Source organism: Paraburkholderia sp. Clong3, assembly GCF_050436485.1.
Taxonomy (GTDB): Bacteria; Pseudomonadota; Gammaproteobacteria; order Burkholderiales; family Burkholderiaceae; genus Paraburkholderia; species Paraburkholderia tuberum.
This window is the reverse complement of the sequence record NZ_JBNDMH010000003.1, coordinates 2924771-2948753: the sequence shown is the minus strand read 5'-3', so window position 1 is coordinate 2948753 and position 23983 is coordinate 2924771. Positions and strand designations below refer to the sequence as shown.

23 protein-coding genes and 3 pseudogenes are annotated in these 23983 nt (G+C 62.9%); 14 read left to right on the top strand and 12 right to left on the bottom strand.

What is annotated here, in order from left to right:
* The first annotated feature begins 109 nt into the window (after positions 1 to 109).
* The 4 genes from OKW30_RS36945 (at position 110) to OKW30_RS36930 (ending at position 2102) form a co-directional block, all read left to right on the top strand.
* Complete coding sequence (locus tag OKW30_RS36945) at positions 110 to 691, top strand: RNA polymerase sigma factor (RefSeq protein ID WP_429349066.1); 582 nt, start codon at positions 110 to 112, stop codon at positions 689 to 691.
* Positions 692 to 703: 12 nt separating this feature from the next.
* Positions 704 to 1012 carry a hypothetical protein gene (locus OKW30_RS36940; RefSeq protein ID WP_184070297.1) on the top strand — a complete coding sequence of 103 codons (309 nt, stop codon included), beginning with the start codon at positions 704 to 706 and terminating at the stop codon, positions 1010 to 1012.
* 2 nt (positions 1013 to 1014) lie between these two features.
* A complete protein-coding gene (locus tag OKW30_RS36935) occupies positions 1015 to 1311 on the top strand; it encodes a 4Fe-4S dicluster domain-containing protein (protein WP_187627225.1) in 297 nt (98 codons plus the stop codon).
* Positions 1312 to 1385: 74 nt separating this feature from the next.
* Positions 1386 to 2102: an O-methyltransferase gene (locus OKW30_RS36930; RefSeq protein ID WP_429349065.1), complete on the top strand. Its 717-nt coding sequence runs from the start codon at positions 1386 to 1388 to the stop codon at positions 2100 to 2102.
* Positions 2103 to 2351: 249 nt separating this feature from the next.
* Here OKW30_RS36930 and OKW30_RS36925 read toward each other — a convergent pair whose 3' ends face one another.
* Complete coding sequence (locus tag OKW30_RS36925) at positions 2352 to 2963, bottom strand: TetR family transcriptional regulator (RefSeq protein WP_429349064.1); 612 nt, start codon at positions 2961 to 2963, stop codon at positions 2352 to 2354.
* 349 nt (positions 2964 to 3312) lie between these two features.
* On the opposite strand from OKW30_RS36925, the gene OKW30_RS36920 reads away from it, so the two are divergent.
* A complete protein-coding gene (locus tag OKW30_RS36920; protein WP_429349063.1) occupies positions 3313 to 4017 on the top strand; it encodes an SDR family oxidoreductase in 705 nt (234 codons plus the stop codon).
* 30 nt (positions 4018 to 4047) lie between these two features.
* A pseudogene (locus OKW30_RS36915) lies at positions 4048 to 4182 on the top strand (alkene reductase); the annotation flags it as partial.
* A 256-nt stretch (positions 4183 to 4438) separates the two neighbouring features.
* Here OKW30_RS36915 and OKW30_RS36910 read toward each other — a convergent pair.
* Both OKW30_RS36910 and OKW30_RS36905 read right to left on the bottom strand, forming a co-directional pair.
* Positions 4439 to 4783 carry a DoxX family protein gene (locus OKW30_RS36910; RefSeq protein ID WP_244145114.1) on the bottom strand — a complete coding sequence of 115 codons (345 nt, stop codon included), beginning with the start codon at positions 4781 to 4783 and terminating at the stop codon, positions 4439 to 4441.
* Between the two features lie 2 nt (positions 4784 to 4785).
* The gene (locus OKW30_RS36905; RefSeq protein ID WP_429349062.1) at positions 4786 to 5709 is read right to left on the bottom strand and encodes an NAD-dependent epimerase/dehydratase family protein; all 924 of its coding nucleotides are present in this window, start codon (positions 5707 to 5709) and stop codon (positions 4786 to 4788) included.
* A 130-nt stretch (positions 5710 to 5839) separates the two neighbouring features.
* Between OKW30_RS36905 and OKW30_RS36900 the strand changes: the two genes are divergently transcribed.
* Positions 5840 to 6445: a TetR/AcrR family transcriptional regulator gene (locus tag OKW30_RS36900; protein ID WP_429349061.1), complete on the top strand. Its 606-nt coding sequence runs from the start codon at positions 5840 to 5842 to the stop codon at positions 6443 to 6445.
* Between the two features lie 137 nt (positions 6446 to 6582).
* Here OKW30_RS36900 and OKW30_RS36895 read toward each other — a convergent pair whose 3' ends face one another.
* On the bottom strand, positions 6583 to 6828 hold the full coding sequence (locus OKW30_RS36895; RefSeq protein WP_429349242.1) for a hypothetical protein: 246 nt from the start codon (positions 6826 to 6828) through the stop codon (positions 6583 to 6585).
* On the opposite strand from OKW30_RS36895, the gene OKW30_RS36890 reads away from it, so the two are divergent.
* Together OKW30_RS36890 and OKW30_RS36885 are read left to right on the top strand one after the other, a co-directional pair.
* A complete protein-coding gene (locus tag OKW30_RS36890; protein ID WP_184070281.1) occupies positions 6820 to 7137 on the top strand; it encodes a hypothetical protein in 318 nt (105 codons plus the stop codon). The two genes, OKW30_RS36895 and OKW30_RS36890, sit on opposite strands and share 9 nt — an antisense overlap.
* Before the next feature lie 69 nt (positions 7138 to 7206).
* Positions 7207 to 7458, top strand: coding sequence for a DUF1488 domain-containing protein (locus tag OKW30_RS36885; protein ID WP_018425166.1), 252 nt, complete (start codon positions 7207 to 7209; stop codon positions 7456 to 7458).
* A 285-nt stretch (positions 7459 to 7743) separates the two neighbouring features.
* Here the strand turns inward: OKW30_RS36885 and OKW30_RS36880 are convergent, their stop codons facing one another.
* From OKW30_RS36880 to OKW30_RS36870, 3 genes are all read right to left on the bottom strand, one after another.
* Complete coding sequence (locus tag OKW30_RS36880; RefSeq protein ID WP_429349060.1) at positions 7744 to 10143, bottom strand: autotransporter outer membrane beta-barrel domain-containing protein; 2400 nt, start codon at positions 10141 to 10143, stop codon at positions 7744 to 7746.
* The gene (locus OKW30_RS36875; RefSeq protein WP_429349059.1) at positions 10140 to 10532 is read right to left on the bottom strand and encodes a hypothetical protein; all 393 of its coding nucleotides are present in this window, start codon (positions 10530 to 10532) and stop codon (positions 10140 to 10142) included. The genes OKW30_RS36880 and OKW30_RS36875 overlap by 4 nt, the downstream gene beginning before the upstream one ends.
* 432 nt (positions 10533 to 10964) lie before the next feature.
* A complete protein-coding gene (locus OKW30_RS36870; RefSeq protein WP_184070279.1) occupies positions 10965 to 11876 on the bottom strand; it encodes a CHAD domain-containing protein in 912 nt (303 codons plus the stop codon).
* 242 nt (positions 11877 to 12118) lie between these two features.
* Here OKW30_RS36870 and OKW30_RS36865 point away from each other — a divergent pair, with 242 nt between their 5' ends.
* The gene (locus OKW30_RS36865) at positions 12119 to 12487 is read left to right on the top strand and encodes an NUDIX hydrolase (RefSeq protein ID WP_184070277.1); all 369 of its coding nucleotides are present in this window, start codon (positions 12119 to 12121) and stop codon (positions 12485 to 12487) included.
* Positions 12488 to 12590: 103 nt separating this feature from the next.
* Here the strand turns inward: OKW30_RS36865 and OKW30_RS36860 are convergent, their stop codons facing one another.
* Complete coding sequence (locus OKW30_RS36860) at positions 12591 to 13832, bottom strand: cystathionine gamma-synthase family protein (RefSeq protein WP_184030122.1); 1242 nt, start codon at positions 13830 to 13832, stop codon at positions 12591 to 12593.
* 202 nt (positions 13833 to 14034) lie between these two features.
* Here OKW30_RS36860 and OKW30_RS36855 point away from each other — a divergent pair.
* Positions 14035 to 15676 (top strand): annotated as a pseudogene (locus OKW30_RS36855) (MFS transporter).
* 10 nt (positions 15677 to 15686) lie between these two features.
* Here OKW30_RS36855 and OKW30_RS36850 read toward each other — a convergent pair.
* Positions 15687 to 16079 (bottom strand): hypothetical protein, encoded by a 393-nt coding sequence (locus tag OKW30_RS36850; RefSeq protein ID WP_187627216.1) that lies wholly within the window; start codon positions 16077 to 16079, stop codon positions 15687 to 15689.
* Positions 16080 to 16172: 93 nt separating this feature from the next.
* Positions 16173 to 17168 carry an aldo/keto reductase gene (locus OKW30_RS36845; RefSeq protein WP_429349230.1) on the bottom strand — a complete coding sequence of 332 codons (996 nt, stop codon included), beginning with the start codon at positions 17166 to 17168 and terminating at the stop codon, positions 16173 to 16175.
* Positions 17169 to 17401: 233 nt separating this feature from the next.
* Here OKW30_RS36845 and OKW30_RS36840 point away from each other — a divergent pair, with 233 nt between their 5' ends.
* Positions 17402 to 18034, top strand: coding sequence for an isochorismatase family cysteine hydrolase (locus OKW30_RS36840; protein WP_429349058.1), 633 nt, complete (start codon positions 17402 to 17404; stop codon positions 18032 to 18034).
* A gap of 67 nt (positions 18035 to 18101) precedes the next feature.
* Here OKW30_RS36840 and OKW30_RS36835 read toward each other — a convergent pair whose 3' ends face one another.
* On the bottom strand, positions 18102 to 19475 hold the full coding sequence (locus OKW30_RS36835; RefSeq protein ID WP_429349057.1) for a cytochrome-c peroxidase: 1374 nt from the start codon (positions 19473 to 19475) through the stop codon (positions 18102 to 18104).
* A 66-nt stretch (positions 19476 to 19541) separates the two neighbouring features.
* Positions 19542 to 22049, bottom strand: a complete 2508-nt coding sequence (locus OKW30_RS36830; protein ID WP_429349056.1) for an alkaline phosphatase family protein — start codon at positions 22047 to 22049, stop codon at positions 19542 to 19544.
* Between the two features lie 350 nt (positions 22050 to 22399).
* Between OKW30_RS36830 and OKW30_RS36825 the strand changes: the two genes are divergently transcribed.
* Positions 22400 to 22912 carry a hypothetical protein gene (locus OKW30_RS36825; RefSeq protein ID WP_429349055.1) on the top strand — a complete coding sequence of 171 codons (513 nt, stop codon included), beginning with the start codon at positions 22400 to 22402 and terminating at the stop codon, positions 22910 to 22912.
* A gap of 183 nt (positions 22913 to 23095) precedes the next feature.
* Positions 23096 to 23938, top strand: a pseudogene (locus OKW30_RS36820) (helix-turn-helix domain-containing protein); the annotation flags it as partial.
* Positions 23939 to 23983: the final 45 nt, after the last annotated feature.

Below are 23983 nucleotides of genomic sequence, written 5' to 3'. Positions count from 1 at the left end.
CAATGGTCACAACCCTGTCACGCACTGCCTCAAGCGAACCGGCAGTTGCTCAAGGAAAGATTTTTCGCGCTCACCACAATATTCGCGCGCCTGAAACGTCTTCAGGCGCATGGAACCGCCACCCACCTCGCACCCGATGACCGACCGAGACAGCGACATCACCGCGACCGTGGTGCGTGAGCGCACGAGGCTCGTCAATTTTATCCGGCGTCGAATACGCGACCCGGATGATGCCGAGGACATCCTGCAGGATGTGTTCCACGAATTCGTGCAGGCTTACCGGCTTCCCGCTCCGATCGAACAGGCGAGCGCGTGGCTTTTCCGTGCCGCGCGCAATCGCATCATCGATGGTTTTCGCAAGAAGAAGGAGCAGCCGCTGACCGATCTGTCTGAGGCCGACGACGACGCCAGCGGTGAGTATCGCCTCGACCTCGCCCTGCCGGCGCACGATGCAGGCCCCGAAGCGCTTTACGCTCGCGCTGTATTGCTCAAGGCCTTGCAGGATGCGCTCGATGAGTTGCCGCCGAATCAACGTGAGGTATTTATCGCGCACGAGCTGGAGGGGCGGTCCTTCAAAGACATGGCGGCGGAAAGCGGCGTCGCGCTCAATACGCTGCTTGCGCGCAAACGCTACGCGGTCTTGCATCTGCGCGCCCGACTGCAGGCCATTTATGACGAACTGGATATATAGAGGAGTCGAGGGATGAAGTTTCGAATCAGATGTGTGGGCAAAGCGCTGCTGGTGGTGGTCGCCATAGCCGTGCTCGGATGGGTGGTCATGACGCTATGGAATTGGGTGATTCCGGCGCTATTCGTTGGCGCCCGTGCGATCGACTTCGCGCATGCGTTGGGCTTGCTGGTTTTGAGCCGCATCCTGTTTGGCGGATTCCGCGGACACGGCGGCTGGCGCGAACGGCGTCACTGGCGCAAATGGGAAGCGATGACGCCCGAAGAACGGGAGCATTTCCAGACGGCATGGCGATCGGGCCGCGACCGGCGCGCGGGAGATTGACCATGCGCGAGACATCAACGGGCGACTGCAAACAGAAGCCGGGCGTGATTGCGCCAGTCGTCGACCTGAAACGTTGCGAAGGCAAGGGCGATTGCCTGGAGGTCTGCCCTGAGAATGTGTTTGAGATCCGGCGCATCGATGAGGTCGATTATCTCAGCCTCGATTTGATGCACCGCCTCAAGCTACGCGTGCATGGAATGAAAGTCGCCTACACACCGAACGCGTACGCCTGCCGGTCGTGCGGTCTTTGTGTGACGGCGTGCCCTGAACGCGCGATCAAGCTCGCCAGAACGGCATAGCGTTACGCGTTTTAAGAGCAGCGCAGGCCGCCTGGCGCAGTGGTCAGTATTATCGATCTCCTCAAGGAGCGCACATGGCTTCATCAACCACGGATCTTCTGCGACAGCTTCACGAACAGAGCCAGACAGAAGTGATAGCCCGCGCACAGGCGCAATTTCAGGGATCGAGCGAGGAGTTTCTGACTCTCGCGGAGGAATACGAAACGCTCGTACCTCGACTCCGTGGACGGTTTCTCGAAACGCTCGGGCTATCGAGCGAAGATTTCGAATCCTCGCAAGGTGCTCCTCTATCGTTAGCCGTGTCAGCGGAAACGGGACGGTTCTTACGCAACATGGTGCTTTCGCACAGACCAGCTCGAATCCTCGAGCTCGGCAGTTCCTGCGGTGTGTCCACGCTGTATTTCGCCGAGGCCCTTCGCACGTTAGGCAGTGGCACGGTTGTCGCGACTGAACTCGATGCTGTTAAGTGCGCACATCTTCGGGCCCACGTCAGAACGGCGGGCGTAGACGCTTATGTTGACCTGCGGGAGGGCGACGTCTTCCAGACCGTTTCCGAACTGGACGGCACTATCGACATGGTGTTTATCGACGTCTGGGCCAACACCTATCTGAATCTGTTCAAGCAGATTGAGCGCCTGCTACGCCCGGGATCCATCGTTCTCGCCGACAACATGTACACCGCCGAGGACGCCGTTCGGCCATACAAGCACTACCTCGACGACGATCCGCGCTTTTCGACCACGACGCTGGACTTTGAATCAGGGGTCGAATTTACAGTCGTCGTGTCATAGGCTGACGAAGAGTGGACGCCGTCCAGAATCCGGTTCATGTGCCATTCAATCTGGAAGGTTCGGCGATGCGATGTCTTGTCGACCATCCGGGGCGGATGCGCTAAATGTCATAGCAACTCCTCGTTAAGTCCGGACAGCACGATGGCGGAATGGCCTGCGCTGCGCCTGTGGACAGACTGCGCGCAAGTCGTGCTGCCCCCGCCGACCTACGCATTCCCACGCCGGGCCCCCGGGGCCGCAGGCGGCGTATCAGCCATCCGACCTGCTGCGGCGCCCGCTGTCCGGCGTGACCGGGTCGTCGAGCGCGTCGACGAGCGTGCGCCGCCCCGCGTCGAGGAGTTCGTCGGCGAAGGCCGGATCGGCGCCTGCGATCGCACGCGACAGCACGAGCGCCCCGACCATCTGACTGAACGCTGCAATTGCATCGCGACGGGTTTGTTCCGTCGTCGCGCCTTCCGTGGCGATCATGGCTGCAAGCCGGTCGAGATACGCGGCGAGGCCGCGCGCGTAGGACGCACGCGCCGCGTCGGTCATCCGCGGAGCGTCGCCAGCGAAGCCGGACAGCGGGCACCCTGCTTCGACGTTGTCGCGGTGCGAGGCGGACAGGTAGCGTGCCGCCTGCTTCCCCAGGCTGCCGCCATTTGGCGAATCCGCGTAGTCTTGCATCGCCTTTTCCATGACCGCGGTGACCAGCGCATCCTTCGACTTGAAGTGGTTGTAGAAGCCGCCCTGGCTAAAACCGGCTTCCTTCATCAACTCCGTCAGCCCCACGGCATCGACTCCGCGTACCCGGAAAAGCCGCTCGGCGGCCGCGACAATCGCGCTGCGGTTCTCGGCGGCCTGCTGTCGTGACACCCCCATCGATCTCTCCCTTATACAAGCGATCGCGTCGATTGAAAAACACAATGTCGATCATCATTGACATGCCGTAATTACGTCGACACAATGCGCCGTAAGACGATGGTGATCGACATTGTCACGAGTGTAGCCGACTTTCGCGCACAACGCGAAGCAACGCCGGCGTGGCACGGATGGCAGTCCAGGTTCGTCGCGGTTCTTTGATGCCGGCGGGCGGCGGGCGGCGGGCGACCGACGTTGGCGCCGTTCGGCGGCGCAACGGTTCGGTACGCAAGGGCAGGTTTGTTTTCTCCGGATTTCACGCGCGCTGCGAACCGGCGCACATGCGATTCATCATGCGAAAGGATGAGATATGAAGATCGAAGGTGCTGTTGTTTTCGTGACGGGTGCGAACCGCGGGCTTGGCCTCGAGTTCGCGAAGCAGGCGCTCGAAAGAGGAGCGCGCAAGGTCTATGCGGGCGCGCGCGATCCGGCCAGCGTAACGCTGCCGGGCGTCGTGCCCGTGAAGCTTGACGTGACCGATCCGGCGGCCGTGGCCGCTGCCGCCGACGTGGCGGGCGACGTCACGCTTCTGATCAACAACGCGGGCATCGCGCGGCTCGGCAGTCTGACGGACGACGGCGCGCTCGACGCGTTACGCGATCACTTCGACACCAACGTGTTCGGGATGCTGTCGATGTCGCGGGCGTTCGCGGGCCACCTTGCCGGCAACGGCGGCGGCGCGATCCTGAACGTTCTGTCTGTTGCGAGCTGGATAAACCGGCCGATCCTCGCGGCTTATGGCGTGTCGAAGTCGGCCGCGTGGGCGGTGACCAACGGCCTGCGTCACTCGCTGCGCGAGCAGCACACGCAGGTGGTCGGGCTGCATGCCGGTTTTATCGATACGGATCTGACGCGCGGGCTGGAAGTGCCGAAGGCGACGCCGGCCGACGTCGTGCGTCAGGCATACGACGCGATCGAGGCAGGGGCGGAGGAAGTGTCCACCGACGAGTTCACGCGGCAGGTGAAGGCCGGGTTGTCGGCAGGCGTCTATCTCGACGCTCCGGCGCCGCACTGAAGGCGCTGGAGCGCCCGCTCGTCGCGCGCGGGCATCTGGACGGAAAAGCAGGTCGCGGGCTGGAAGGAGGTGACCTCTGCGGTTCACGCAGCCGGCGGTCTGATCGTCTCCCAGCTCTGGCACGTCGGGCGAGTCTCCGATCCCATCTTCCACGCCGGCGATATGCGCCACGAATGGCCGGTAGTGGCGTGCGCTGCCCCATGCATGAGGGACCGTTTCCCGTGGCACGTAAAGCGGCGATCTGCGGCAGGCGACCCGGAGCGCCCAGCCATCGCTACAAAAAGCGGACGCATGACGCACGTGATCAAACTGGAGTTGCTCCAATGCAGCTATCCGTGTGCGTATTTCAAGTACCTGCAACACGGATTGCCCGCACGGCCTGTTAGCGTCCCGGGCTCACTCGCCTGGTGGCAAGGAAGCCTCAACCGCGGACCGCCGCAGTAACCACAATGAGAGCCGAGAAGATCAGCGCCGGGGCGAGATGCCGGAACGGTTCCCGATTTCGTAGCAACGTGAAGAGCGCACCGATCATGATCGCACCGGCCAGCGTTAGGCCTAAGACTCTGGTTTGTCGTCCAGCAAGAAGTGCCGCACTCAACAACTCGAGAGCGCCACAGAGCCACTGAAACCATGCCGGATAACCCCAGCGCGCGAAGTCGCGCTTCACCGCGCCGGGTCTTGCGAGATTGACCACCCCAGCAACCGCGAACAGAACCGCTACGATCGTCGCGAGGATCGATTCTAAAGACGCACTGTTCCACGCCATCGTCATGCTCCGTTGATTTGCTGAAAGTGTTTTTGTGCAGAGAGGTCCGCAATCAGGCCGGGGCCATGGGGCTCCCACGCAAGAACTCGGCGGGCATGCTGGCCGCTTACTGTCTGGTCGAGCGCCAGTGCGTCAGCGAACAGTCCAAGCGATTTGCGAGCATCGTCGAGCGACCAGAGTTCGACGCGATCGGCGCCGACCGAGGCCCGAATCGCTTCACCCATTTCGGCAACGGCAACGGCATCTTCCGCGACCACGTTGAAGATCTGTCCCGTAACCCGACCGTCCCCGCTTGCCGCCTGCTCCACCGCGCTCAGGTAAGCCGTGGCGAGATCGTCGACGTGAACGGCAGGCCAGTGATCGCGACCATCGCCGACGACCCTCACACTGCCGGTCTGACGGACCATCCCGGCAAGCATGCCGAAGACGCCACCGCCGTAGCCGTGCACCATCCCCGGCCTGAGAATCACTGCGGCAATCGAGCGGCTCGCCGCTAGCGCCCGCACATGTTGCTCCACTGCGGGCCGCCAGGCGATGAGTGGTGTCGGGTTCAGCGCCGAAGCTTCAGTCGCGGGCTCCCCCTCCGTATTGCCGTAGACCCAGGTGCCCGACGTATAGACAAACGCCGCGCCCGGCTGCAAATGCGAAAGCATCGCTACAGCCGCAGCCTCATCAACGGCACCGGCGGAAGCATCATTGGTCGACGCCATGTGCACCACGCCCTCGGCGGCCCCGGCGGTCGCAGCGAAAGACTGTGGCTCACGCAGGTCGCCGGAATGCAGTTTCACGCCGAGATCTGCTAGCGCGCTGGCAGCAGCCGACCTGTCCTGGCGCACCAGCGCCGTCACCTGATGGCCGCGGCTGATTGCCTTGCGCGCGACCGCTTGCCCGATGTAGCCAGTACCACCTGTCATGAACAGTTCCATAGCGTTCTCCTCGATGATTGCCTGCGAAGTTGATAAGTCACACGAACGAGACTTGCCGGTCTCGTTTTGACAAATCTAAACGAGACTGACCAGTCTTGTCAACTACTCGGCGATCTGTTATTTATCTGGGATGAACACTCCCTCTCTCCCCGACCTGAGCCCGCTGCAACGCCGTAAGCGGTCCGCCATCCTCGAAGGCGCGAGAACCGTTTTTTTAAGCCAAGGTTTCGGCCTGGCAACAATGGACGATGTCGCCGCGGCCGCTGGCGTCGGCAAACAGACGGTCTACCGCCACTTCAAGTCGAAGGAGGCGCTCTTCGTTGGTCTGGTGAGCTCGATGTGCGCTCAGGTGGGTGGACTTCTTGCCGGGGCTCAGGACGAGCAATCCGATGGATCACCCGAAGTCGAGTTGCACGAGTTGGGGTGGTTGGTGGCACGAAGCCTTATCGTGCCGGATCACCTGCGGCTTTACCGGGCCATCGTCGCTGAGGCCGAGCGTCTTCCGGAACTCGGCCAGGTGTTTTACGAAAATGGCGCAAAGGTCGTGCGTGCCTTCGCGGCAAAAATTCTGCGAAAGCGATTTGACGAATCGACTGCTGTATTGCGGGCAGCGACATTCGTTCAGTTGGTGCTAGGCGACGCGTATCTGGAACTGTCAATTGGCTACACGGTGCCCGATGTTGAAGCGCGCTTTGCGCTGCAGATTGACGAGGCGGTGTCGGCTGCACTTCGCTAAAATGGGCCAACCCTGGCAGTTTTCCGCGTAGCGACACTCCACATCAGTTCATTTTGACGCCGCAACCAGACTAAGCGCGTATGCTGGGAATACCACCTTGTCACGCAACGCATCAGGAGCAACACCATGGCCAAGAGTCAATTGCGCAGCACTCGCGAAGCGAAAAAGCCCAAGCAACCCGCGAAGCCGTCAGTGCCGGCGAAGCCGTTCAGCACGGTTCGTTCGCGGGTTGCGAACGAAGCTGTCGCCAAGAAGAAGACGTAAATCGGTTGGCCGCGGACACGCGGCACAGCGATCACATGCAAGTTGTAACGTTCACCGCAGTAAATTGATATCTCCACATTGAAGGCGCAAACCGCTTCGGGAGGCGCATCATGATCCATCACCACTCGGACCCCACTTTTCGTGGGCTTCCGCTCACGGCCGAGCAAGACTCGGAAATTCGTCACTACCTGAACAGGAAGGCCAAGCTGGGCAAGCCATGGAATACTCCCGAGCTGCGCGGGATGCTTGAGGACATGCTGCTGCCGCCAAGTACCGACGACGACAGCGAGAGCGATATCCCGGGCGACGCGTCGAGCGCCGCTGAGCGCGCAGCCGCGTTCGTCGATCAGGACATGGAACCAATCGAGGCGTATGAGGAATTGCATGCCGCGATGGAAGCCGAAAGCATGAAAGGCGATCCGCACTAGCGGGAGCGCGCCGCGCAGGTAGTGAGCGTGCAACCCGGTCCATCTGAGGCGTAGAACGAAGGACGACACATGGCACTCAGTTTTTCCAACCCCAGCCGCAGCTATGATGGGATCAGGCATGGCGTGTGGTTCTGGGGATACGACAAAGCACGCGAGATTACCTTCTTTGTGGAAGACCGCGTACTGAAGCATTTCGACTCCGCCCTCGGTACTGACGAAGCCGAGGTGCTGGCCTCCTTCGACCGGAATCGCAATGAGATCCTGAAGGTCGCCATGACCCTGTATGCCGAGGGGCCGCAGACTCTCTACACGCTGCACTAAAGCTTCATCCGGTCACCCATGCTGAATGAGTTGATCCAGTTCAGGCGATCAACGCGTTTTCATGCAGGCTCGATCCGCTGCTGCCGGTCGACGGCTTCCGCATCCTGAGGCTGTTTTTGATGCACTTCGGCCAGTCGCCGGGGCGATCGCTGACGACTTCTCGACCGAAGTCGACTCTTGATATCAGGACTGGCAAGGCAGTTATAAGTCTCCTTTGCCTGCCTACATTTGTGCATCCACGACCTGGAAGGTCGGGATGCAGGACACCTTGCACGTCTGGAGGCCCTACCATTGATAGCGCACGCCGAGATCGCCCGCGACGCCACCACGGCGGACATTGCTGTCTCCACTCACGGCGAACTGGTAGCCGAACTGTCCGTAAAGGTTCAGCCGCTCCTTGAGCCTGGCGGTGACACCGCCGGCGAGCTCCAGTCGCGTGGCCTGCACATTCAGCGGCACCCGGTCATTGGCGAAGGTCGTGGTGGCCTGGGCATTGAAATCCCGCCACAGATTGGCACGCACATACGGCTGCCACACCGCTCCCTGGCTGCCTTCGATGGTCCACTTCCCGCGCACGCCGAGGCGGCCACTCGCGCCCGAAGTGGAGCCGAGGGAGACTTCACCCAGACCATCGTTCGCGTCGGAGAACGACACGTGCTGCCAGATGATCTGCGCCTGCGGCTCCAGCTCGAAACCCGGGCCGAGCGGCAGGGGGATCGGATAGCCCCCCTCGAGTGATGTCGCGAAGCCCGTACCCCGGACCGGCAGATTCGCAAACTGAGTGGTCGCGGCGCCGTCGTAGTGCGTACCCTGCACAACCGCATCGACATACCAGCCGCTGGGGCCGTAGTCCGTCCAGTAGCCTCCGCCTGTATATGCATTCAGATGCATTGAGCCGGTGTGCTCCAGCGTGTATCCGGTTGCCGCTGCGTTGGTGACCAGGCCATCGACATCTGCACTGCCGTAGCCGTATGCAAAGTAGACGCCTGCAGCGTCGCGATGACCGGGCCAGACGCTTCCACGCCATAGGTCGAGACCGGTCTGCACGCCTCCGACTCCGCCGCTCACGCGCGGATCGGCGTAAGCCTCGTAGCGGTTGTCGATCTGGCCGCCGAACACGCGTCCCCAGGCGGAGCTTGCCCAGCCCGAGCCGCCCGCGCCGCCGCTCTCCGTCGTGAGCGTGTCGCCGATGCGCTCATGGAGCGTCCCGAGCATCTCGACACCCATCTGCCGGGCGACCGGTTGAACTACGCCATAGGTGGCCAGTTCCGGCCCGATGATCGGGTAGACGCCTGGCGGCAGCGGATCCGGTGGGGGCTCGGTGCCAGGTCCAGTTTCCGGTTCCTCTTCGCTTCCCCCCGGTGGGGGCGGCACGACGAACGACGAGCGCAGAAACCAGTCCTCGGGATTGCTGCTGTTGAGGCCACCGCGAAACAAACGATAGTCTTCGGCGCCACCGCGCGCCTCGCCGACGAGCGAAAAGGCGTCCGACGCCGTGGTGCCACCGTTGGTTGTCTCGACGACGAGAATGCCGTTCCCCGTCGTCAATCCACCGGAGCCGCCCGCGTTCGTGATACGTACGGCTGAAGGGTCGGCGCTGCCGCCGTTGATGATGAGTCTGTCCGACGGCGAGCCATCCAGACCGAGGAACGTGCGCAGCGCGAGCGTGCCGCCGGCACCCACGAAATTTTTGACAGTCATCGCACCGAATTGCCCTGCCGGGAGCCCGAAGCCCGGCTCAACCGTTCCGGCATTGGTGACGGTGTTCAAGTCCGTTCCTGTACCGCCTAGGGTCCCGTTCGCCTCCACATTGACCGGCGACTGCAACGAGCCGGTCAGATTGAGCACGCCATTGCGAACGTTGGTCGGACCAGTAAAGGTGTTCTGGCCGGATAACGTGAGCACGCCGTTGCCGGCCTTGGCCAGTGCCCCGCTTCCGGAGAGCACGCCGGACCAAGTCGCACCCATGCCGTTGGTGTCGATGGTCGACGTCGTGCCTCCGACCAGCGTTGCGTTGACGCCTGCGCTCAGCGCCGAACCCACCACCTGTATCGTTCCTCCACCGAGATTGAATGCATAGGTGCCACCCAGATTGTTGAAGTCGCCGAACAGCGAACTTCCGCCAATCTGCAGTGTGCCGCCCGACAGGTTATACGTGCCGTTGCCGGCCGCCGCGAGGAACAGTCTCGACGCGCTGCCGATTGCAAGGGTACCGCCGGTCTGGTTGATCGTACCGGTGCCCTGGCTACCCGTGGACGTGACGTTCGAGCCGATGAACAGCGTCCCGTTAGCCACGTTGAAGGTGCCGCCGCTCAGGTTGAGCGTGCCGCTGCTCGGGTTGCCTTGCGTATTGCGGCCGAGCGTCATGAAGTCGGTGGTGCTGTTGCCGAATGTGACCGTTCCGCCCGCCAGGTTGTAGGTGCCCGTACCGCCCTGGTTGCCGATGTTCAGCGACACCGGCGTGCCCGGCATACCGAAGACGACGTTGCCCGCGGTCTGCGTAACCGTGCCCGTGCCGCCGAAGTCGCCGACCTGGAGCGCGGAGTTGAACGTTAGCGTGCCGCCGCTCACGTTCAACGTGCCAGACGGCGTCGATCCGGGAAGAGTTGGGGCATTGCCCAGGCCCAGCGAAAGATAGTCGATGGCGGCGTCGCTGCTCGTCGCCGCCAGTCCACCGCCAATCACGAATGCGGAGCCCCCCGGATCCTTGCGCCGTCGATCGTCAGTGTTCCGCCCCCCGTTTTGACAAACTGGCCTTGTTGCGACGTTGGATCGCTCGCAACGCCAGCATTGTTGATCGTGCCGGAGAAACTGGTGCTCGTGTTATCGGTGCCAACAAACAGAACGTTGTTGGCGGGGGTGTCGATCGTTTCGCTCCCGGAGAGATTGGGCCGTTCAGTCACCGTCTGCTGCGCCAATGCCGGCACGGGTGACAGGCCCATGAGCCATATGGCATGGAGGATGCAAAAAGGGTTGAGTCGCTGGTGCCGCGTCGTCAGCGGAATCGTCAATCGACCGCGCGCGCCGCCGGCCAACGTGCTTAACGATGCGCGATGAATCGCTCTTGCCGTCACGATGACCCTCCGTTACCTGCCGGTGGAAGTTTGCCAAGTCAAGCGAGCTTGACTTCCGGAGACCGACCCATCGACGTTGACTTTGGAAAGCATCTCCCCGAACAGTCGTTGCCTTACTGGTTGTGCGCACGCGATTGAGTTGTTGCCAAGTTCTGCTAAGAGTAGGTAGGCAGATTGAATTGTCAAGAATTAGCCCGGAAGGCTTCGATTGCGGTCCTGTCATGCGAGTTACCAACGGCTCGCCGCCCAAGAAAAGCGCCTAAGCATATCGTCGTGTCCCGATTGGATCTCCGCTTTCCAGATTGCCACTGACGTTTGACTGTCCCGGCGATGCTTCCGGTGAGCGGCTCCTCGCGGCCGAGCGCAGCCGTTTACCAACCGCGCAACAACCCGGTGATACTTCGGCATCCACTCAGTCAGATCGCGCCTGCCTCAGTTAGAGATGCCTCGGACCCGCCGCGATGCCTCCCGCATCCGTTGGGACTTCTGCTTTCCCAACCATTGCAGCGATTCCCGCACGACCTCGGGCGGAACCTCATTGAATGACGCGCTGCGAATCAGCGCCTCGCTTGCGGCAATGTCGTTGAACTGCCCCAGCTTGTTCTGCACGGATGTCAATTCCTTGATGGTGCGACCGTGTCCGCTTTTGATAACGGGTTGAAAAAACTCCAGCAGGTACCTCAGTTTTTTGCCTGCCTTTCGAACGTCGTGAAGATCCTCCTCGTGAGTGTCCTCGCTGCGTGCAGCGCGTCTGCTTCGCTTTTGAAGTGCACGCCGTGCTAGACGGACACGCTTCTCGGCGAACGCCTGAACGGGTAGATTGTCGCAACGCGACAGCAGTGTGGTTTGCGCGCGAAGCAGGACATCGTTCAGAAACGCCTCGACATCGTCGCTTTTGATCATCGTCCGGCTATGCACCACCGCCTGCGCGCGCTTCTCGCGCGCCGCGGCCACCAGCAGTTCGATCGAGGCGCCGGACTCCTGGGCGGCTCTCAGCAGATCGCCTGCTATGTCCCAGTCACGGGTTCCGCCTGCCACGGCCGCAAGACGCTTGAATTCTTCGGTGGCTTGCGCGGTCGATTCCTCTCCGAGGTATGGAGAGTACGCCCAGTACAAAGCCCGAAGCTTTCTGAAAGCCACGCGAAGCTGATGAAACCCTTCTGCATCGCTCTGCGTGGATAGCTCTCTTGCCCTTTGCACGGCTTCGGCCACCACCGGCGCCGCCAGCGACGAGAAGGTACTAGCGATGGAACTCGTTTTTGAAAGTGATGAACCTGCCGTCCGGCGGTTGACTTTGAAGAGAGTGTTTGGCCGTGGCAAGGACCAGTCACCATCCATATTCATTGCAGCCTCGAGTCGAATAGAAAATCCATTTGCCGAGACCTTACCATAGCGACCCTCTAGCGCCGAGATTGTGACGCGTTGATGACGCACTTTAAGCTGCCGCGCGTCCGCTGTCCTCGCTTCGAAACATTACCGGCTTCTGCTGTTCTGTATTAGGATGCTCAACTATGTCTGGCAACGCCCGATACGCCGCCGTGTGGTGCGCGTCTTGAGAGTATCTGGGGCATAAGTGGGAGTTCGGTTTGAAAAAACGCGCCACCGTGATCTGTCGCAGAGGTAAGCGAATCCTTCTGGTCGCACGTAGTCAAGCAAAGTGGGCTTTACCGGGCGGGATCCTCAAGCGTGGAGAACATCGCACGGACGCCGCACTTCGGGAACTCAAGGAAGAAACTCAACTATCCGGCAAGTCGGCCAAGCATCTCTTCGACTTCCGTGGCAAGCAGAAGCACCATCACGTGTTTTCCTGCGAAATCCCGAATCGGGCCAAAGCTCGCCCGAGTAACGAAATAGCCAGGTGTCGCTGGGTTCACATGGACGAGATCCGTCGCCTCATGACCAGCGGGCCGACGACCGATATCGTGAAGCTCATGTATCAGCGGCGCAGGAAGTAGCCCAGACCTTCAACTGATACCCCGGCGTCCGATTGCACTGCCAGGAACTAAACAAGCGAGGCCGGCGCACCAGCCTCGCTCAGAATTTCGAAAGCCCGAAAAACTACGCCGCGAACTTGAGCGCCTGTGCGAAATCCGCAATCAGGTCGTCGATATCCTCGATGCCCGCGGACAGCCGCAGCATGCCGTCGGAAATGCCCATCGCCTTGCGCGTTTCCGGCCCGGCTTCGAAAAAGATCGTCGGCGCGACGGGAATGATCAGCGTGCGCGTGTCGCCGAGACCGGTCGCCTTGACCGGCAGCTTGAGCGCGTTGACGACTTCGACCATGCGATCCACGTTGAGTAATTCGAACGACAACAGCCAGGATGCGCCCTTGAACAGCGTCTGTGCGATCTCGTATTGCGGATGGCTCTTCAGGCCGGGATAGAACACGTTGCCGATCGCTTCGTGCCCTTCGAGAAACTGCGCGAGCGCGAGCGCATTGTCGCTGCTTTGCTTCACGCGCAAGGCGAGCGTTTCCGCGCCCATCGCGATCGAGTGCGCCTGCTCGGACGACAATGCCGCGCCCATGTCTCGCAGGCCTTTCTTGCGGATCTGCAGCAGCCCCTGATCCTTCGCCGCCGAGCGCCGATAGTCGTCGGCGATGTTCGGATACGCGCTCCAGTCGAACAGACCGGTATCCGTCACCGCGCCGCCGAGGGCCGCGCCATGACCCGCGATAGTCTTCGTCAGCGAGTTGATGACGAGGCTCGCGCCGACCGCCTTTGGCTTGAACAATGCGGGCGAGGTAATCGTGTTATCGACGAAGTACACGATGCCGCGCTCACGGCACACGTCACCGATACCTTGCAGGTCGGGAATCTGCGTGCCCGGATTCGCGATGGTTTCGACGAACACCATGCGCGTATTCGGCCGGATTGCGTTCTTCACGTCGTCGACGTTGCACGCGTCGACGGTCGTGACTTCGATGCCGAGCGCCCGCAACGTGCCGAACAGACTGTTGGTGTTGCCGAACACGTAGCGGCTCGATACGAGATGATCGCCCGCGCGCAGCAGCGTGAGGAACGTCGCGGTGATGCCGGCCATGCCTGTGCTGAAGCAGATGGTGCCGACGCCTTCTTCGAGGCTGGTGATCTTGCGCTCGAGCGCGGCGGTGGTGGGCGTGCCCTGCCGTGCGTAATTGAAGCCGCCTTTCTTCGTGCCCTGGAACACGCCGATCAGGTCCTCGACGCGCTCGAAACCATATTGCACGGACGTATGAACTGGCTGACGCAAGGCACCGTGCTCGGTGCCCGCAATTCTGTCGCCGTGAACGATGCCAGTGGTGAAACCTTGCTTGTCCATTCCTTCTCCGCTTTTTTAGATCGATTGCTTCCAACCGATTATCGCCTGTAACCGCTCGCCGGCGAAGTCCTTGGCGTCCCGTCCGGCGGCGCGGGACACCCCGAATGGGCAAAACCCGCTCCGCGATGTTGCGCTGCGGGGTTGACTAGCCTCGGTGGCACGAACAGGCTCTAGGTCTTCATCGACCAGCACGGGAGCGAACGTGGCCGACCCTGATCATCCTGGTAGCAAGCCGAGGACGGCGCACATCATCGCCGCGCAGGCGAGCCCATGCGACGAGCTCGTCATCCGCACGCAGCCCATCACGACCGGCCGCCCATGCCAGCGCAAGCGCCTCGCGCTGGCCGCGACGATCGGTGGTTCGAGCATGGCGTTCATCGATGGCTCCGTCGTCAACGTCGCGCTGCCGGCCATTCAGAGCGAACTCGGCGCGAGCGTCGCGGCGATGCAGTGGGTCGTCAACGCGTATCTGCTGTTTCTCGGCTCCCTCGTGCTGATCGGCGGATCGATGGGCGACAAGCTCGGCCGGCGCACGGTGTTCATCGCGGGCGTCGCGCTTTTCACGCTGGCGTCGGCCGCTTGCGGGTTTGCACCGAATGCGTTTGCGCTGGTCGCCGCGCGCGCGGTTCAAGGCATCGGCGCATCACTGCTCGTACCCAGCAGTCTCGCGATCATCGGCGCGGTGTTCGACGACGCAGCGCGCGGACGGGCAATCGGCACCTGGGCGGGCGTCGGCGCGATCACGTCGGCCGTGGGGCCGGTGGCGGGCGGCTGGCTCGTCGACGCATGGTCGTGGCGCGCGATCTTCTTCCTGAACGTCCCGCTCGCGGCGCTGACGATCGCGCTCGCCATATCGGCGGTGCCCAACAGCCACGGGGCCGATGCGCCTGGACAGCTCGACTGGTCCGGCGCACTGAGCGCGGCCACGGGCCCTCGCCGCGCTGACGTTCGGCCTGACCGAAGCATCGGCGCGTGGCTTCGCGCATCCGCTCGTATTCTGTGCGATTGGCGCCGGCGTGCTGATGCTCGCCGCATTCGTGACAATTGAGGCGCGCAGCCCCAACCCGATGATGCCGCTCGACCTGTTTCGCTCGCGCGACTTCGCCGGCGCCAACCTCGTCACACTGCTGCTTTACTTCGGCCTTGGCGGCACGTTCTTCTTCCTGCCGTTCACGTTGATCCGCGCGCATGGCTACACCGCGACCGAAGCGGGGGCGGCGCTGTTGCCGGTGCCTTTCATCATCGGTTTGCTATCGCGCTTCACTGGCGGTCTGACTAGCCGCTTCGGTTCGCGCACGCTGCTGACCGTTGGCCCGGGCGTCGCCGGAGTCGGGTTCACGTTGCTGGCGCTGCCGTTCGTGCGCGGCAGCTATTGGGCTGAATTCTTCCCTGCGCTCGTCGTGCTCGGGCTCGGCATGACGATCACCGTCGCGCCGCTTACCACGACCGTGATGGGCGCGGTGCCGAGCGACCGCACAGGCGTGGCGTCCGGCATCAATAACGCCGTTGCGCGCGTGGCGGGCCTGCTGGCGATTGCGGTGCTCGGCATCGTATTCGTGTGGTCGCACCACGCGGCGCTATCGGCGCGCCTCGACGAACTGCATGTGCCGCGAGATACGCGCCAGATCGGGCAATTGCTGGCGCCGGTCGAGCAAGCGGGAGGGGCGGTGGGCGACTCGCATACGCCGCGCGAGACATCCGTGGCGCGCGCGCAAGCCGATGCGATGACCGACGCGCTGCGGGCCGTCGCGCTCGTCTGCGCCGCGTGTGCGTTCGCCGGAGCGGGGCTTGCGATGGCCACCATCCAGCCGCTGCAACGGCCGGCGGTGGCGCGCCCGGAGTGAGAAACGAAACTCAGTGGTGAACAGGCCGCACCGGGGACCCCGTCGGCCGGATCACCGCGGCCGCTCGCGCCTCGATTCTTGCCGCCGACGAAGTCGGTTGATGTGGCGCGCTGTCGTACCCGTTCATTTGTTCATCGATGATGAAATCCGCGACTCTCATCGCGTCCATCGAGTTGCCGTCCACGTCGTTCCACTCGCGAATCGCGCGATTGACCTTGGTTAGCGCGGTGACAGCAAGCAGTATGGCGTCGGTCTCGGTGATCTTGCCTTCGAGATCATCTACGAGGTAGTCCGCAACACGTAGAGCCGCGCCGATCAGATTGCTGTCGTCGCTCAAGTCCGTCAGTACCGCATGAACCACTGCGAGGCAAGCATCTTTGCGTGCAAGTGCGATGTCTGTCATGAGGTTCTCCATAGTCCAGGTGCAAACACAATTTATTCCGGGTGCTCCCTGCATGTCGAATGCGCCCACCTCGAAGCCGCCACCGCGCTGCCTTTACCAGCGCTGGTGGACGTGCGGCGCGATATGGCGCTGATAGACATCCCGGACCCGTTGCATTACCTCGTCGGACAGCGGCGCGAGGCTCGCGGCCGAGACGTTCGACGCCGCCTGGGCCGCGTTTTTGCTGCCCGGGATGATGACGGAGACGGCATCCTCCATCAGGATCCAGCGCAGAGCCAGCTGCGCCATGGAGGCGTTCACGGGTACCAGGCCGCGCAGTTCGTCGACCGCTTGCAACGCGACGTCGTAGGGCACGCCGGAGAACGTTTCGCCGACGTCGAACGCCTCGCCATGCCGATTGAATGCACGATGGTCGTCTGATGCAAAAGTCGAATCCGCGGACATCTTGCCCGTGAGCATGCCGCTGGCCAGAGGTACTCGCGCGATGACTGCAACGTCTTTCTTTTGCGCTTGCCTGAAGAACAGATCGGATGGACGCTGACGGAACATGTTGTAGATGATCTGCACCGAAACCACGTTCGGATATTCGATCGCCTTCAGCGCTTCTTCCACCTTTTCGACCGACACGCCGTAGTAGCGGATCTTGCCCGCGGCGACGAAGTCGTCCATTGCGTCGAACACCTCGGGACGGTAGTAAACCTCCGTCGGCGGGCAATGCAGCTGGACCAGGTCGAGCGTGTCGACGCCGAGATTCGAGCGACTCCGGTCGATGAAAGCTTCGAGCTCGCGCTTGTTCAGATAGCCGCTGGTCACATGCGGGTCGAGTCGGCGCCCGAGCTTGGTGGCGACAATCGGACGTTCGCCGCCTCGTTGCCGCAGCACGTCGCGGATGATCCGTTCGGAGCGACCGTCGCCGTAGACATCGGCCGTGTCGATGAACGTGACACCGTTATCGAGCGCGGCATTTAGCGCGGCCTTGGCGTCATCTTCCGCAACACTGCCCCACGAGCCGCCGATCGCCCATGCCCCAAAACCGATTTCCGACACATTCCAGCCGGTACGACCAAATTTTCTCGTCGAAAGCGTCATTTCGATGCTCATCCTCTGTTTTTTTGCGAAGTTGCGTTGCAGGCGGTTCATGACCCTTGCGGGAGCGCCGGCGACCTTTGTACATAGTGTAGCAAGCGGGCAGGGCCGTTGAAGTGGGGTATGCGTCCGGACGGAATCGATGATCGCCCGCGCGATGCGATGAAGTATGATTTCCACGGCATCGAAGCGGCTGCTCCGACAACAGGACGTGGAACCCGGAAGAAGGTGGCGTAATGACAACCAACGCAGGTTCTGAAGGCATCGCGAAGGACGGGCTCGGCGTCACGCGCACGAGTGCACGGATTCCGGCCATCGCACCATCGCGAACCGCGCTTGTCGTCATGCACTACCAGACCGACATTCTCGGACTCTTTCCATCGGTCGCGCCCGCCTTGCTCGTCAATACGCGCAGCTTATGCGACGCGGCCCGGGCCAAGGGCGTCAGCGTCTATTTCGCCAACCTCAGGTTCAGTCCGGGCTATCCGGAAGTCAGCCCGTTGAACAGGAATGGGCAGGGAATCAAAAGTCTTGGCCTCTTCCTCGCAGACCGGACCGCGCCGGAGTTGGGCCAGCAGGCCAACGAACCGCTCGTCATCGCGCATCGTGCGAGCGTGTTCTTCGGCACCGATCTGGAGGCGAAGCTTTCGGGGCAAGGTATCGATTCGCTGATCATGGTCGGCATCGCGTCGACCGGAGTCGTGCTCTCCTCGGTCGCGTACGCCAGCGACGCGGACTTCCGCCTGTATACGGTGAAGGATTGCTGTTACGACCCGGACCAGGTGGTCCACGAGCGTCTGTTTTCTACCGCATTCGATTCACGCACAACGGTGCTGTCACTGGCGGATGCGCTACTGCTGCTCGCGTAGACCAATATCGCCAGCTCGATTACGTCTTTCCCCGGCGTTCCGTTGGTTTCGCTACGAACAAACCCCGCTATCGCACCAGCGCTTTCGGGCCGCCCGGCGTGACCGAGTAACCGTCGTTCAACGTCTGCAGGAATGCGATGACGTCGCGAATCTCGGCCTCGTTCAGCGCGGGCTTGCCGCCGAGCTTCCGATCCATCGGCGCATCCGCGAAGTCGACGTTGTTGCGATAGCGGCGCGGCAGATCGTCGAATTTGTCGACCTTGCCGTTGGCCCCCTTCGGATACCACTTTGCCGGATTGGTATCGCGCTCGACATAGAAGCGCATCACGTCCTCGAGCTTATGAAAGCGGCCGTTGTGGAAAAACACCGAGCGCGTCGCAACGTTGCGCAGCGTCGGTGACTTGAACATGCCGCAGAAGCCGGTTTCCTTTGCCAGATCCGAGCGATAGGGGCCGCACAGCCCAAGGTCGAAATACGTCGGATCGCGATTGGCCGGAATTTCAGGGTTGCGCGGCACCCCGAGCGCAATGAACGAAAAGTCGGCGAATTGCGCCGGCCGTCCACCGGGCCCGGGCGCGTCCAGATGGCATTTTGCGCAATTGCCCTTGTCGGGGTTGTTGAACAGCGCGTAGCCGCGCAGTTCCTGCGCCGTGAAGTCCGCATTGCCCGACATCGCCGCATCGAACTTGCTCGTGTACGGATGGAAGCTCATGTCTTCGGTCTGAAACGCTTCGAGTGCTTCGCCGATGTGCGCGAATGCCTTGTCCGTCTGCGAGAAGACCTGGGCGCCGAAGACCTTTCTGAAGGTGTCGGCATAAGCGCTGCGCCGCAGCTTCGCGACGACTTCGGCCGCGCTGCGGTTGGCCATCTCGTTCGGATTGAGCAGCGGCATCGACGCCTGATCGTGCAACGATGCGGCGGCGCCGTCGCGCATGAAGCCGCCCGTCGGTCCTTCGTCCTCGGTATCTTCCGAGGCGGGCGTATAGAAGTGCCGGCTGAACAACGGCGTGAAGCTCAGATAGCGCAGCGACGGCACCGAACGCGTACCCGGCTGGCGCATGTCGGCGCCGCCCAGTTGCACGGCAAGGCCGTTCGGTGGACCGTAGGCGTGCTCGGGACTATGGCAGCTCGCGCATGACATCTTTCCCGAGGCCGATAGCGACGCGTCGAAGAATATCTGTTTGCCAAGTTCGGCCCGCTGGCTCAACGCGGCCGCGCTCGCGGGGTAGCGAACCCATCTTTGCACCGAGACTTTGGCGGCCGCCTTGGGCACCGCTTTCGATGCCGCGGCAAAGCCGCCCGCGGCGGCCGTCAGTCCATTGCCCGACGGTGCTTGTGCCGTGGCTGAAAAGCTCGCACCCAGCGTGAAGGCGGCGAACGCGGCAATCGTTACAGCGCCCAATCCACTCGCCACTTTGAAGCAATCTCGAATCATCTGCATGCGTGCGTCGTTTCAACGGAAGACGGTGGAGCGAAGGCCCCACCGTTTTTTCGATGCTCTCGTCGATCAGAAATTGAACATCGCCATCAGGTCGCCGATCGAAGTCGTGTTGATCGGCAGATACGGGCTTTGCGTCGAGGTGACCGGATTCGGCAGACGGTCGCGGCTACGCGTCGACAGCGGCTGCAGGCGCCAGTTGCGTTCGATGAATTTGAGCACCGACGCATGATCGTAGTACGTGTGGTCGACCATCCCCTTGCGGGCATACGGCGACACCACGAGCATCGGAATGCGCGGACCGTCGCCGAAGAAATCGAGGTTCTGGATCGCGCCGGTGTCGAAGTGGCCGCCGCCTTCGTCGGTGGTGATCAGGATCGCCGTATGCGCCCACAGCGTCGGATTGGCCTGGACGTTGGCGATCACGGTCTTCAGGAACGCCTCATAGGTGGCCGGTGCCGAATAGCCGGGGTGACCGCTGTCGAGGTTCTTCGGCACGACGAACGACACCGCGGGCAGCGTGCTGTTCTTGATGTCGTTGGCGAACGTCGTCAGATCGGTCAGGTTCGCCTTCAGCGCGGGCGTGCCCATCACCTTGCTCGACGCGACCAGCGGGTCGCCGATCACGTTGTACTGCGCCGACTGTGCAAGCGCCGCCGCCTGCGCCGCCGGCAACCCGTCCGCGAGTTCCAGCAGCTGGGTTTCAGCTGCAAGGTCGCTGGTGGTGCGCCCGCCCGTATACCACTTCCACGACACGCCCTTGGCGGCCAGCGCCTCGGCGATGGTGGGCACGGTCTGCGGCGGGTAGTTGTAGTTGTTCGGACCGATCGGCTGGACGTTGCCGTTCAGGTCATAACCGGGGTTGTAGTTGTTGACGAGATAGTACTTGCCCGCGTCGCAATTGCTTGCGACCTTCTTCGCGGCGAGGAAATTGAGAATGGCTGACACGCCGGCCTGGCTCGCATCGGAACAGTTCACGTAGGAGCCGCCTTCGTAGCCGTCCTGGGTGTAGAAGTTCGCCGTTTGCGCCATCGGGTCAGGATTTTCGATCTGGTTGGCCGGCGGCGTTGCGACGGTGCCGGCCGTGTTGAAGTACGGCTCGTCGGCCGTCGCGATCGAGAAGAAGTTCGCGCCGGTGCCGCCCATGATCGACTGGTGATAGTTGTCGCTGACCGCGTAGGTTTGCGCGAGTGACTGGAAATACGGCGCATCGCCGGTCGACATGTTCATGAAGCCCATCAGTTCGCCGCCCTGCGACGGATTCTGCGGCGTGATGCCGGTCGTATCGCCGCCCTGGCCGACCGTGGTGGCCACCCACGTGAACATGTCGTGCTTGCTGTTGTCGCCGCCGGTTTGCTGCCACATCTGGAAGAAGCGATGGACCGGGTCGCCGGTCATCGCGTAGAGCGTCAGCAAGGGCGCGACGGCCGTGACCTGCTGCGCGTACGGTACGTACCTGGTGATCTGGAACGGGCCGTTAGGCAGCGTGGCCGGGAAGCGCGTGTCGGCCGTGCCGCCGCCGGTCGTGAAGGTCTGGAGGTTTTCGATGCCGATCTGTTCCGGCTGCGGCAGAGTCGCATACGCCGCGCCGCGCGTCGGGTTGATCGTGTAGGCCGTTTGCGTCGTGCCCTGGTTCTGGGCAGCCTGCGCGAAGTTCGGACCCGGCGTGCCGTCCGCGTTGATGATGCCTTCCGACAGCAGGTTCTTGACCGTCTGGCCGTCCGGCGCGACGTAGCCGCCGAACAGGCCGTCGAAAGTCTGGTTCTCGCCGACCACGACGATGACGTGCTGAATCGGCGTCGTGGTCGCGCTGTTGCTCAACGCGAGCGCCGAGCTCACGGCGGCGGCCGGCATCGCGCCGGAGACCGCGCCCGTGGGCGGGATCGAAACCTGCGCGCGGCTGGCGTCGACACCGGCGGCGACCGTGCCGGCGTGCACCGTGAAGCGCGCGATATCGAACAGGTTATCGAGCGGGTTACTCGCATTCGCCTGATAGGGCGTGCCGATCGGGTCCGCGACGGTATTGACCGGCACGTTGAACGCGCTGAACAGCGGCTGCAACGCGCCCGCGACGGCCGCGTCGGCCTGGGCGATGCTGCTCGCGGAGATCTTCGCCGACGCGATCTGCGCGCTGGTCGGCGCGCCATTGGGCACGATCCCCAGCACGCGCTGCGTGAGCAGCGACGTCAGCGGATTCAGATTGGCGACCACGGACACGGCCGCACCCGACGACGCGGGCGCGGGATCGATGACCGCGGACAGGCTGGCCGGCGTGCCGTCCGCATCGTTGAATGGCGCGGTCAGAACGAACGGCGCCTTGCCCGTCATCGACACGGTGAACTTGCCGGTCGCGTCGGTGAGGCTCGACTGCGTGCTCTTTCCGTCGCTGTCCGTCACCGTGACGGTGACGCCGACGATGGGCGCGCCGGCGGCGGCGATGCCCGTCGCGGTGACGCTGGTGCTGGTATTCGCGCTGGCACTCGAGCCGGTGGCGGGCGAGCTGACATTGTCGGGGCCGCAAGCGGCGAGCGAAAGCATGACTCCCAAACCGGCGAGTGTCGAGGCGCTTCTTTTCATGGTCGTTGGGTCGTGGGGGTTGTCGGTCGTCGTTTTTTTTCTGTGCCGCAAGACTCAAGACCGCTCGACGTCGCGGGCCTCACTGGCGCCGCGATCTTCCCAACGCCATATGACAAGGCCGTGATGACGTCCCGCGGCTCGATCGACGGTTCTCTCTAATTTGCTACGACGGCGCGGTCGATATGGCTCGACCGGCGACGCCCTGCTTGTGCAAGCGGGCCGACTTCCTGCATGCGAGCATGATTCACGCCTCGCGCATGCCATACTCGGCGATCACGATGAGTTACTCGCCACATCGGCATGTGATTTGCTGGCTGATACTGGAAGAGAAACCAACCGGATGACAAAACGTGGCGTCGAAAACAACGGGCATCGCCCCGCTCCAGATGTTCGAAAGCGTCGTCATCCGGTTGTACGACGGCGGCGTCCTGTCGCCGGCCGTGCTCGAACGTGTGATCGGCGCCTTCGCGCAAGCGGATGTCGACTGGCATGACACGGTGGAGGGCCGCTCCGTCGACGGTCGTTCACTGCACGAAATCGTCGCGCTGACGATGCTGCCGGGACAACCTGTCCGATCGGCATCGGCATCGTTCATGACTGTGATCGAACACATCGCGGGCGTCGCGCCGGATACGGACGAGAAAGCAGCGCAGCCAAAAACCGCGCGACGCAAAAAAACCGCGCCGCCGGTGGATGAAACGGACGCGGAGTCGGAGTCCGAATCGCGAGAACTGCTTGCGCAATTGTCGGGCGACGGACGATCCAGCAAGCGCCGCCGCGCGACCGAACAGGATCGGCCGGCGGGTTCGCGCGGTTATAACCCGTTCGTCAACGCACGGCCGCCGCGTTCGAAGAAGCCGTGACGCCGGTTGCCTTCGTCGACAGAAACGGTCGTTGGCATCGTCGTTCTGGTCGGCGACGAGCGGGGTGAGTTGCACTGACATCGTGAGGACGTCTCGCCGACGGGGGCGTTGGCCCGACCCGGTTCCCCCGCTGCCGTACACTGTCCGCTGGCCGCATTGCCCGCTGCCCGCCAGCTCCAACCCATGCCCACTTCACTCAGTCCCGCCAACTGGCTAATCGCCCGCCGCGATGCCGAAACCGGCATCGAGAGCCTGCGCGCGCATTTCGGCGGCCACGCCTACGATCCGCACGATCACGACGACATGTTGATCGGCTATACGGAGCAGGGCGTGCAACGCTTCCAGTGTCATCGGTCGTTGCACACGAGCGTGCCGGGCCGCGCGATCCTGGTCGAGCCCGGCGCGCTGCACGACGGTCACGCGCCAGAGGCGGCCGGCTTCACCTACGCGATGCTGTATCTGCCGCAAGCCTGGGTCGAGCGCGCGGCGCGGCGGCTCGATCTGCCGGGACTGGCCGGCGTCGAGGCGGCGTTCGGCCATACGCTGGTCGACGACCGTGCGCTCGTCGATGCGATCGGCCGGGCCTTCGCCGCGATCTACGGCAACGAGGGCCGGCTCGCGCGCGACCAGACGCTCGATCGTCTGCTGCTGCAACTCGGCGCCCAGCTACGCGATGCGCCGCTGACCGGCGACCCCGCTGCGTCACCTGCGATCACGCGGGTGCGCGATCTGTTGCACGAACACATGGACGGCAATCTCGGGCTCGACGAACTCGCCGAAGTTGCCGGCATCGACCGGTTCAGGTTGACGCGTCTGTTTCAGCGCGCGTTCGGCACCTCGCCGCATGCGTATCTGGTGCGCTTGCGCCTGCGCGCCGCGCGGCGCCTGCTCGCGACCGGCCGCACGCCAGCGCAGGTCGCCGCCGAAGTCGGCTTCGCGGATCAGAGCCATCTCGGCCGCTGGTTTCGTCGGGCGTACCGCATGACGCCGGCGGCGTACCGGCAGATGTGCACAAACGTTCCAGACCGATCGCGCGGCATCGTCGATCATGAGCGGCTCAACGAGGAGTCA